The 10,805-nt window shown below is 65.0% G+C and carries 7 protein-coding genes; 4 read left to right on the top strand and 3 right to left on the bottom strand.

What is annotated here, in order from left to right; all coding sequences use genetic code 11:
- Positions 1-120: 120 nt before the first annotated feature.
- Positions 121-921 (bottom strand): ATP-grasp domain-containing protein, encoded by an 801-nt coding sequence (locus XF30_RS01025; RefSeq protein ID WP_109141694.1) that lies wholly within the window; start codon positions 919-921, stop codon positions 121-123.
- 373 nt (positions 922-1,294) lie between these two features.
- On the opposite strand from XF30_RS01025, the gene XF30_RS01020 reads away from it, so the two are divergent.
- The 3 genes from XF30_RS01020 (at position 1,295) to XF30_RS01010 (ending at position 4,408) form a co-directional block, all read left to right on the top strand.
- The gene (locus tag XF30_RS01020) at positions 1,295-2,068 is read left to right on the top strand and encodes a ferredoxin--NADP reductase (RefSeq protein WP_036014229.1); all 774 of its coding nucleotides are present in this window, start codon (positions 1,295-1,297) and stop codon (positions 2,066-2,068) included.
- Between the two features lie 304 nt (positions 2,069-2,372).
- Positions 2,373-4,070: an FMN-binding glutamate synthase family protein gene (locus XF30_RS01015; RefSeq protein ID WP_192893374.1), complete on the top strand. Its 1,698-nt coding sequence runs from the start codon at positions 2,373-2,375 to the stop codon at positions 4,068-4,070.
- 98 nt (positions 4,071-4,168) lie between these two features.
- Complete coding sequence (locus tag XF30_RS01010) at positions 4,169-4,408, top strand: PilZ domain-containing protein (protein WP_036014228.1); 240 nt, start codon at positions 4,169-4,171, stop codon at positions 4,406-4,408.
- A 178-nt stretch (positions 4,409-4,586) separates the two neighbouring features.
- Here XF30_RS01010 and XF30_RS01005 read toward each other — a convergent pair whose 3' ends face one another.
- Positions 4,587-5,882 carry a hemolysin family protein gene (locus XF30_RS01005; RefSeq protein ID WP_036026403.1) on the bottom strand — a complete coding sequence of 432 codons (1,296 nt, stop codon included), beginning with the start codon at positions 5,880-5,882 and terminating at the stop codon, positions 4,587-4,589.
- Between the two features lie 244 nt (positions 5,883-6,126).
- On the opposite strand from XF30_RS01005, the gene XF30_RS01000 reads away from it, so the two are divergent.
- Positions 6,127-8,202: a methyl-accepting chemotaxis protein gene (locus XF30_RS01000; RefSeq protein WP_109141693.1), complete on the top strand. Its 2,076-nt coding sequence runs from the start codon at positions 6,127-6,129 to the stop codon at positions 8,200-8,202.
- 203 nt (positions 8,203-8,405) lie between these two features.
- On the opposite strand, the gene XF30_RS00995 is transcribed toward XF30_RS01000, so the two are convergent.
- Positions 8,406-10,376, bottom strand: coding sequence for a carbohydrate porin (locus XF30_RS00995; RefSeq protein ID WP_109141692.1), 1,971 nt, complete (start codon positions 10,374-10,376; stop codon positions 8,406-8,408).
- Positions 10,377-10,805 lie beyond the last annotated feature (429 nt).

Raw genomic sequence — 10,805 nt, 5'->3', positions numbered from 1 at the left:
TTGCATCCGCGAGTCCTGTTGCGAGAGGCTCGCGCGCGGAGAGAGACCCCTCACCCGTCTCACCGCTACGCGGTGAGCCACCCTCTCCCACAAGGGGAGAGGGTGCAGTGTGCTTCGCAGCTAATTGTTATCAAACACCCGGTCGAGCGCCGCGTCATACGCCGCCTGCACCAGCTCCGGGTGCAGCTTGCCCAGCGCCTCCATCATCACGCCGGAATTGATCTCGAGCACCTTCCATTCGCCGTTCACGCGAACCACGTCGATCGAAGCAAAGACGATGCTGATGGCGCACGCGGCATCGATCGCGAGCTTTGCGCAGGCCGCGCGGACTTCGCCGTCCTCCAGCAACACCGGCTTTGCGCCGGCATCGAGATTGTGCCGCCAATCCGAGCCGCGCTGCTTGCTGTAGACGACGAGCGGCATGTCATCGAGCAGGACCACGCGGACCTCCTCCTCGATCGCGACAAAGGGCGAGATCACGAGCCCGGTACTCATCGAAAAGACCTCGTCGGCCGCGTGGTCGAGCTCCGCCTCCGTCGTCACCTTGAACACCGATCGCCCCGATGTCCCCTCGTTCGGCTTCACCACCACGCCCTGCGGGTTTTGGGCAAGCTGCGCCAGCATCCCCTCGCGCCAATCGGCGCCGGCGACATGCACGCCCAGCTTCGGGTTGAGGAACAGCCGATGCGGAACGCAGGGCACCTCCGCCAGCGTCAGCGCCTCGGCGGTGGCCGATTTGTCATTGGCGAGGCGATGGGCGATGGCGCTGTTGAGGCCGATGTCGTAGCCGAAGGCGAAACGGCGCCGCGGCCCCCGGCGCATTGCGATCAGCCAGCCGTCGGAGCGGACATCGACCGCGATGCCCCTCTCCGCGCAATACCGCCTGATCGCCTGAACGAAGATCCGCTCGCCGCTTGCCATGGTGTTTCGTCATTCCTGTCGCCAAAAGCCGCAAAAATGCGGGCATCGGCGCCAAACCGGCTGAAAATCAGAGCTATTCTTAATGAAATTCTTGCGAGCGCGCCGGAAATTAAGTGCTGCAATGAAGGACGAGAGGGAAAAGATATTATCCTCCGCGCGCGCCAGGCAGCAGATTCCTTAATGATGTGACCAGTTCTGCCGCAAATGCCGGTTTGACCGGCATCAATTGCATCCGAAACGAGGTTGATTATTGGTCTCAATGGCGTAGATCACACACGCGAAATCCTCCGCCATGGCAAATGGTGCCGCCCCGATTTCAGGGCCGGGCAACGCTTTTGCCCTAAAACTGCAGTTATTCGGAATATCGAAAATCATGAGCGCGTTTTACCGAGAGAAGGTTCTTTCCGTCCACCACTGGACCGACACGCTGTTCAGCTTCCGCGCCACCCGCGATACCGGCTTCCGGTTCCAGAACGGCCAGTTCGCCATGATCGGCCTCGAGGTCGATGGCCGGCCGCTGCTGCGGGCCTACAGCATGGCGAGCGCCAACCACGAGGAAGAACTCGAGTTCTTCTCGATCAAGGTGCAGGACGGTCCGTTGACCTCGCGCCTGCAGAAGATCAAGGAAGGCGACACCATCCTGGTCGGCCGCAAGGCGACCGGCACGCTGATCACGGATAACCTGCTTCCCGGCAAGCGGCTGATGCTGCTCTCGACCGGCACCGGCCTTGCGCCCTTCGCCAGCCTGATCAAGGACCCCGAGGTCTACGACCAGTTCGAGTCCATCGTGCTGGTGCATGGCTGCCGCCAGGTCTCCGAGCTCGCCTATGGCGAGAAGCTGGTCGCGACCCTGCGCGAGGATGAGCTGTTCGGCGAGCTGCTCGCGGACAAGCTCGTCTATTATCCGACCGTGACCCGCGAGCCGTTCCGGAATCGCGGCCGCATCACCGATCTCATCAGCTCCGAGCAGATCTTCAACGACATCGGGCAGGGCCCGCTCGACATCGCAACCGACCGCATCATGATGTGCGGCAGCCCAGCGATGCTGGAAGAGCTGAAGCAGATGTTCGAGAGCCGCGACTTCGTCGAAGGAAGCGGCAACAAGCCCGGCCATTTCGTGATCGAGAAGGCCTTCGTCGAGCGCTGAGCGCTACGCTCTCGTGCCCCGGACGCAGCGCCCCTTCGGCGGCGCGCTGCAGAGCCGGGGCCCATCTCGCCGCATCGCATGGTGTTACATTCTGGGTCCCGGGTCTGCGCTTGCGCTTGCCCGGGACACTGCATGGCTTGCGCCGCCTCCAGCCTGACCCCATCCGACCCCTCTGCTGCACCGCAAAATCCGTCCATCCGGCTGATTGATTTGTCTCGGCCGAATTCGCTAGCCTGAAACAAGGGCGGCGTCATATCCGTATGACAGGCGCGAGCGTATCGTGACGCCTTCTGCTGGCGAGAGGATGGGAATCGTGGCCGACGACAACAAGACGCAGCAAGCCCCCAAACGCCTGCCGCTGGCGGAGGAGGGGATCATGGAAACCCTGCTGCTGCCCTTCTCGCCGCGCTTCATCGTGCTGACGATCTGCGCGGTGGTCACCGCGCTCCTGATCGGCATCGGCATCTCCGACGGCAAGATCTTCGACATCCTGCTGATTCCGATCCTGATCTTCGGCGCGCTGACCCTGCTCGGCGTCCGCGATCTCCTGCAGAAGAGCCACGCGGTGCTGCGCAACTACCCGATTTCGGCGCATATCCGCTTCCTGCTCGAAGAGATCCGCCCCGAGATGCGGCAATATTTCTTCGAGAGCGAGAAGGACGGCATGCCGTTCTCGCGCGACACCCGCGCGGTGGTCTATCAGCGCGCCAAGATGGAGCTCGACAAGCGTCCTTTCGGCACCCAGGAGGACGTCTATCGCGAGGGCTATGAGTGGATGCATCACTCGGTCTCGCCGAAGGAGCATGCGACGGAGAAATTCCGCGTCGTGATCGGCGGGCCGGACTGCGCAAAGCCCTATTCGGCCTCGGTGTTCAACATCTCGGCGATGAGTTTTGGCGCGCTCAGCCCCAACGCCGTGCGCGCGCTGAATGCCGGCGCCAAAAAGGGTGGTTTCGCCCATGACACCGGCGAGGGCGGCGTCAGCCCCTATCACCGCGAGATGGGCGGCGACATCATCTGGGAGATCGGCTCGGGCTATTTCGGCTGCCGTCATCTCGACGGCAGCTTCGATCCCGAAGCGTTCGCGCGCGTCGCCGGCGACGACCAGATCAAGATGGTCGAGCTCAAGGTCAGCCAGGGTGCCAAGCCCGGCCATGGCGGCGTGCTGCCGGCGGCCAAGGTCTCCGAGGAGATCTCCAAGATCCGCGGCGTCGCCATGGGCGAGGACTGCATCTCGCCGGCCTCGCACCGCGCCTTCTCGACGCCCGTGGGCATGATGCAGTTCATCGCCGAGATGCGCCGCCTTTCGGGCGGCAAGCCGGCCGGCTTCAAGCTCTGCATCGGCCATCCCTGGGAGTTCCTGGCGATCTGCAAGGCGATGCTTCAGACCGGAATCTATCCTGATTTCATCGTCGTCGACGGCAATGAGGGCGGCACCGGTGCCGCGCCGCTCGAGTTCATGGATCATCTGGGGATGCCGATGCGCGAGGGCGTCAATTTCGTCCACAACGCGCTGGTCGGTATCAATGCGCGCGACCGCATCAAGATCGGCGCCTCCGGCAAGATCGCGACCGCCTTCGACATGGCGCGCGCCATGGCGATCGGCGCCGATTGGTGCAATTCGGCGCGCGGCTTCATGTTCTCGCTCGGCTGCATCCAGTCGTTGAGCTGCCATACCGACCGCTGCCCGACCGGCGTGGCGACGCAGGACCCGACGCGGGCGCGCGCGCTCTATGTGCCGCTCAAGATCGACCGCGTGCACAATTATCACCATGCCACGCTGCACTCGCTGACCGAGCTGATCGCCGCGGCCGGGCTCGAACATCCGCAGCAGCTGCGGCCGATCCATTTCAGCCAACGGACGTCGACGACCCAGGTGAAGTCGTTCGCGCAGCTCTATCCGGCGCTGCGTCCGGGCGAGCTGCTCGAAGGCACGGAAGACCCGCGCTTCCGCGACGCCTGGCAGATGGCGCGCGCCGAGACGTTCCAGCCGGCGTTGTAAGATGCGGGCTGCGGCTGCCGTAGGCCAGGGACCTCAAATTGCCGAGAGCGGAGGGTAGGGTTTAACGGCTGGTTCAACTTTGGGTGTAGATTCGCCCCATGGACGAGCGACGCGACAAGGCCCGACATCGCGTGCTGAAGGCCGGAACGATCGAGTTCGGCGGCGGCGCGATCGACTGCACCGTCCGCAATCTCTCCGATACCGGCGCCGCACTCGACGTCGCCAGCCCCGTCGGCATTCCCGATCATTTCACCCTGTTCGTCCAGGCCGACGGCACGCATCGGACCTGCACGGTGGTCTGGCGCAAGGAAAAGCGGATCGGGGTCAGGTTCGGGTGATGATGTTTCCCTCTCCCCTTGTGGGAGAGGGTGGCTCGCCGCGTAGCGGCGAGACGGGTGAGGGGTTCTATCCGCGAATCCAATTTTCGATTGAATGTGCGGAGACAACCCCTCATCCGGCGCTTCGCGCCACCTTCTCCCACAAGGGGAGAAGGAAAAGCGGGTGCGCCGTCACCTGCTACCCCGTCTCGACCTCAGTCAATCGGCTCGCCAATATCTTGTCGATCCTTCGCCCGTCGAGATCGACCACCTCGATGTGCCAGCCGCCGAAATCGAAGGCATCGCCGACATCGGGCAGCATGTTGAATTGTTGCAGCACGAGGCCTGCGACCGTGTTGTAGCGATGCGGCGGCAGCTCGATGCCGAGCAGCTCGCCGAACTCGTCGACCGGCATCCAGCCGGAGACCAGCAGCGAATCGTCGTCGCGCCTGATGAAGGCCGGCTCGGGCGGTCCCTCCTCGGAATGAAAGGCGCCGACGATCGAGTAGAGGATGTCGGCGGCGGTCACCATGCCTTCGAAGGCGCCGTATTCGTCGTAGACGAGCCCGACGTGAACCGGGGCCGCTTTCAGGATGGTCAGCACGTCGCGCGCATCTGCCGACACCGGGATGCCGGGCGCCTCGCGCACGAGCGCGCGCAGGTCCGGGCTGCGTTCGTTCATATAGGCGATCAGCAAATCCTTGGCCTGCAGCACGCCGATCGGCTTGTCGCGGTCGCCGTCGGAGACGGGAAAGCGCGAATGCGGGCTCTTGGCGATGATGTCCTGGATGGCGGCGGGATCGTCGTTCAGGTCGATCTCGTCGACCTCGGTGCGCGGCGTCATGACCGCGCCGACCGGCCGGTCGCCCAGCCGCATCACGCCGGCGATCATCTCCTTCTCGCCCGGCTCGAGCACGCCTGCGCTCTCGGCCTCGCTGACGAGGTGATGGATCTCGTCCTCCGAGACTTTCTCCTCGGCCTTGCCGCCGCGGCCGAGCAGCGTGAGGATCAGCTTGCCGGAGACGTCGAGCAGAAACACGAGCGGCAGCGATATTTTCGCGAGCGCGTGCATCGCCGGCGCGACCCGCACCGCGATGCTCTCGGGGTCGCGCAGCGCCACCTGCTTCGGCACCAGCTCGCCGACGATCAAGGTGCCGTAGGTGATGAGCGTGACCACGATGCCGACGCCGACGATGTCGGCAATGCCTGGGGACAGGCCGAGCTCGAGCAGCCATTGCGTCAGCCGCTGCCCGAGCGTCGCGCCCGAGAACGCGCCGGAGAGCACACCGACCAGCGTGATGCCGATCTGCACCGTCGAGAGGAACTTGCCGGGATCGGCCGCCAGCGTCAGCGCCCGCTCGGCGCCGCGCACGCCCTTGGCCGCGAGCAGCGACAGCCGCGCTGGGCGCGATGACACCACGGCCAGCTCCGACATGGAGAGCAGGCCGTTGATGACGATCAGGACGACGACGATGGCGAGTTCGAGCGAAAGCATTGACGTTCCGGAGGTAAGCAAGTGTGGCCGGGATGCCGGCAAGCCACTGATATAGGTATTCAGTGCGGAAGTGCTGGCGATTCTGCTTATTCATGCCGAAAGGGAACCCGTGCGCGACGGCGTTCCCAGAGGCGTCCGCGACGACTTGACACCCCGCGGAACTACGGATCGTTGCTTAACGAGCCCTTAGTGGCCCGCCGGCTAGGTTTTCGACATTGCAGAAGTAAAGTCGGGGAACCTGAGGATGCGGATCGGGAAGCTTTTTGCGCTGTCGATGCTGACGGTGACGGTATTTGCAGTCATTCTCGGCGCCGAGGTGCTGATACCGCAGGCCCGCATCTTCACGAACCGCTCCGACGCGATCAAGACAGTCGATGCCTTTGGCGCGACGCTGATGGCCAGCCAGCACGTCGCCAGCCTTCGCGCTCCCTATATCGGACCGATCTTCCAGGAGGGCGCCGCAACGCAGGCGCAGCTCGAAGCTGCGACGAAGGCCACGAAAACGGCCGAGGCGGGCTTCGAGGCCGCAACGCGCGCCGTCATGGTGCTGGATGACGGCGGCGCGATTGCCGAGAATCTCGACCGTGCCGCGCGGCGGCTGAAAGACATCACCGCCGCGGCCGATCGTGCGATGAGCGTTCCCCTCGCGACGCGCGACAGCGCCGTGACAAAGGGCTTCCTGCCCGGTGTTGCCGAGGTCCTCGCCAATCTCGAGCCTGTCATGAACAAGCTCGAGGCCAAGGTGATCAACGCCGATTCCTCGCTTGCGGCGCTGTTGAACCTGGCGCGGACGGCGCAGGACCTGCGTGTTTCGGCCGGCAGCCGTGCGGCCACGCTGTCCCCAGCGCTCTCCGCGCGCCGTCCGCTCACCGCGGCCGAATTGTCGCTGATGGACCGCATGCAGGGACGCGTGGAGGTCGATCGCGAGCGCATCGAGGCCGGTCTCGAGCAACTCGGAAATCCCGTCCGCATCGCCACCGCGCTGAAGGCTGCGACGGAATCATATTTCGGAAAAGCTGCAGTTGCTGTGGACAAGGAGCTTCCTGCGGCCCGGAGTGACGGCAAATACGTTGCCACCGCCGACGAACTGGCGAAGGTCATCGTGCCGGCCATCCAGATGTTCTACGGCGTGCGCGACGCCGCGCTGGCGGAAGCCGCCGAGCGTGCCTCGGCCGCGCGCGACGGCGCGCTGGCGATGCTCGCACTGGCCGGTGTCGCCGTGCTGGCCCTGCTCGGCACGCTCGGTGGCGTAACCATCATGCTGCGCAGGCGCGTGGTGACGCCGCTCGGCCGGATCGCCGACGTGATCGGAGCGCTCGCCGCCGGGCAGCACGAGGTCGAGATTCCGGCGACGGGCCGCAGCGACGAGATCGGCCAGGTCGCAGGCTCGCTCCAGCATTTCAAGGATTCGCTGCTCGCCAAGAAGTCCGCCGACGAGGCGGCCGCGATCGAAGCGGAAGCGAAGCTGAAGCGCAGCCAGCGCATGGATCAGATCGCGCGCGAGTTCGAAGCCATGATCGGCGACGTCATCAACACCGTCTCATCGGCATCCTCGGAGCTGGAAGCCTCCGCGGGAACGCTGACGAGCACGGCCGAGCAATCGGAAAAGGTCACCGCGACCGTTGCCGCCGCATCCGAGCAGGCCTCCACCAACGTGCAGACCGTTGCCGCCGCGGCCGAGGAGATGGCCTCGTCGGTCGACGAGATCAGCCGTCAGGTTCAGGATTCCGCGCGCATCGCCGGCGAGGCCGTGCAGCAGGCCGGGCGGACCAACGAGCATGTCGGCGAGCTCGCCAGGGCTGCGGGGCGGATCGGCGACGTCGTCGAGCTCATCAGTCAGATCGCCGGCCAGACCAACCTTCTGGCGCTCAACGCCACCATCGAGGCGGCGCGCGCCGGCGAGGCCGGTCGCGGCTTCGCGGTCGTCGCGTCCGAGGTCAAGGCGCTGGCCGAGCAGACCGCCAAGGCGACCGGCGAAATCAGCCAGCAGATCTCCGGCATCCAGGCCGCGACGGAGGACTCCGTCGGCGCCATCAAGTCGATCGGCGACACCATCTCCCGCATGTCCGAGATCGCGTCCGCGATCGCCGCGGCGGTCGAGGAGCAGGGCGCAGCGACGCGCGAGATCTCACGCAATGTGCAGCAGGCCGCACGCGGCACCCAGCAGGTCTCCGCCAGCATCGTCGACGTGCAGCGCGGCGCGAGCCAGACCGGATCGGCCTCCTCCAACGTGCTCGCATCGGCGAGATCGCTGTCCGGCGAGAGCAGCCGGCTCAAGGTCGAGGTCGGAAAATTCCTCGACGCGATCCGCGCGGCGTAGAACGTCGCGATATCAGAGCTGATCGCTGCAAAGGAAGTGCGCTCCCTCTCCCGCTTGCGGGAGAGGGTCGGGGAGAGGGTGTTTCCACAATGGGACAATCCCCAAGAGGAGAAAGCCCTCACCCGGCGCTTCGCGCCGACCTCTCCCGCAAGCGGGAGAGGTGAAACGGCCATCACCTGATTTCATCGCGCCCGAGCCGCAGCTCAGAACTCCCCGTGCAGCCGCCCCGAAAACACCGACACCGGTCCGCGGTCGGCATTGTAGGCGGGGTTGACGATGAGCTGGTAGTCGGCGGTGAGGGTGATGTTCTTGTTCACCGCATAGGCGTAATAGGTTTCAAGGATACGTTCCTTGCGGTAGTTCAGCGCGCCGTCGCCGACCAGCACACCGAGGCCGCCGGCGGCGAGGAAGTCGCGATAATCCTGCGAGATCGCATTGATCGCGCCGCCGACGCCGATCACGTCGTCGGGTCGGCCCCAAGTCGTGCCCTTGATCGAAACGCCGCCGGACAGGCTGCGATGAATGTCGGTGAAGGCCAGCGTTTCGGTCTTGCCGTCGTTCCAGCTCCAGCGGCCGAACAGGCCGACATCGTCGGTGATCGCCTGCTCGAGGTTGAGCACGTAGCCGTACTTCAGGCGGCCGCGCCGGGTCTGCGCGATGTCGAGATTGAGCGCGGGATTGTCCAGCGTCTCGCGGAAGCTGCCCATGTTGGCGCTATCGAGCCAGCCGATGGTCCTGAGCTTGCCCGGCCGGCCGAACAGCGAGAAGCGCGTCTCGAGCTCGAGCAAATATTGACCGCGCTCCCCGACCCTGGTGTCGAAGTGATTGGCGTTGGACTCGGAGACCATCAGGAAATAGCCGCCGCGTAGCGCCCATTGCTTCTGGTTGAGCTCGGCGGTGACGCCGTAGGTGAGACCGACCTTGTCGGCGGAATAGTCGAAGGCGCCGGGCGCCCAGATCGACCAGTTCATGAAATCCCGGCGCGTATCCTTGGCGTAGGCATTGCCGTCGAACACGTCGATCACCGGAAACTTGCCGGCCTGAATCGTCAGGCGTGACACGTCGACCTTCTGCCCCAGCTGCAGCTGACCGCTCGCGAGCTCTTCCTGCTCGCCGCCGAATCCAAACGTCTGGCGCACGAACAGGCGCGAGGTGTTGTAGTGCGGATAGGGGAAGTTCGACTTCTGCGCTTCGCCGTTCGGAAATCCGGCCGCACCGACCGTGTCGTTCAGTCCAAATCCCTGCAGCAGCTCGGGATTGTAATAGACCTCGCCGCCGTCCCACAGCCGCGCGTTCAGGAACAGGCTGTTGCTCCAGGTCGCTTTGGCCTGCCGCGATGGCGACAGCGAGTTCGGCCCGGTATAGAGCGCGGGAAAGGATGGATAGCCTTGCGGCAGATAGGTGGTCTGGCCGTGAATCTCCCAGCGGTCCGATTCGGTGTCGATCAGTGAGCTCTTCGGATCATAGCTAGGCAGGCCCGGCCAATCGACCTTGCGGTTGAGGCCGAGCCTGACCTGCTGGAAGTCGAGCGACGAGGACGTGTATTGCGCGCCCGTGGAGAAGGCGACGTTGGCGCCGTCGAAGCGGCTGTAGAGATATTCGAGCCGCGCGCTCCAATGCGGCGCGAAGGCGTATTCGAGGCCGGCGCCTGCGACCCAGCCGGGCCGCGTGTTCAGGATCTTCGGGATTTCGGCGCCGGAGGCCGGCGCGTCGAAATAGCGCTCGCCCATCCAGGCGAAGCCGCCGGTGGCATAGATGAGCCAGGGACCGCTGGTGTAGCCGACGCGGCCGCGCACGCTCGCGGCGTAGTCCCATTGCTGGGTGACGGTGTTGGCGGGCGTTGCCAGGAACGAGACGATCGAGTTCGAGGTGATGTAGTTGGGAAACGTAAAATCGCCTTCGACGCCGACCAGCCAGCCGGAGTTGAGGCGGTAATTGTAGCCCGCCTGCACGCCGCCGATCATGCCGCTGAAGACGCCGCTGTCGCCGAGTGCGGTGCCGTCGTTCAGCGCGAAGCGCGACGAGCCGCGGCTGTAGCCGGCATGCGCGCCGATATAGAGACCGGTCCAGTCATAGACCGCTCTCAAGGCCGGCTCCTTCAGCGGCAGATCGGCCGCGCGGCCGGCGGTCGGAAAAGCCAGCACGCCCGTGGCAATCGCCGCGGCCGTTCGCAAGCACCGGTGTCTGTGACCTCTCAACGCCAAACGCACGCCCCCAAACGCGAATGTGTCCCACCCGCCGCGATATCCCTGCCGGGTCGCGGCGATTCTGTCACCAGGCCTCCGCGTTCGAGGCGACCGGCCGGGATGGTCTCGATTCGCCTCGACTTCGTCCCAAGCTCCTGAATCTGCGACAAGCCTTATTGCGAATAATTCGCAATAGCAACTGATCCCCATCGCCATAGAGGAGAGTTCGCACCACTATGTGACGCGGCTGCAACATCGCCCCTCTGCTCAGCAACCTGAACAGCCCGAGCGGAGCCCGGCCGCTTGCGGGAGGACCTGTCAGGGATGGTGGGCCATGGGGGGCGATGGCCGGTTCCCGGCCCGCGGAAGGACCTAGCAGCCGCGGCAGATGCCCTTGATCTTCTTGTCGAGCAGCGC

Origin of the sequence: Bradyrhizobium sp. SUTN9-2 (assembly GCF_003122645.1) — a bacterium.
Classification (GTDB): domain Bacteria; phylum Pseudomonadota; class Alphaproteobacteria; order Rhizobiales; family Xanthobacteraceae; genus Bradyrhizobium; species Bradyrhizobium yuanmingense.
The sequence above is the reverse complement of the archived record's forward strand: the minus strand, read 5'-3'. Positions and strand labels throughout refer to the sequence as shown.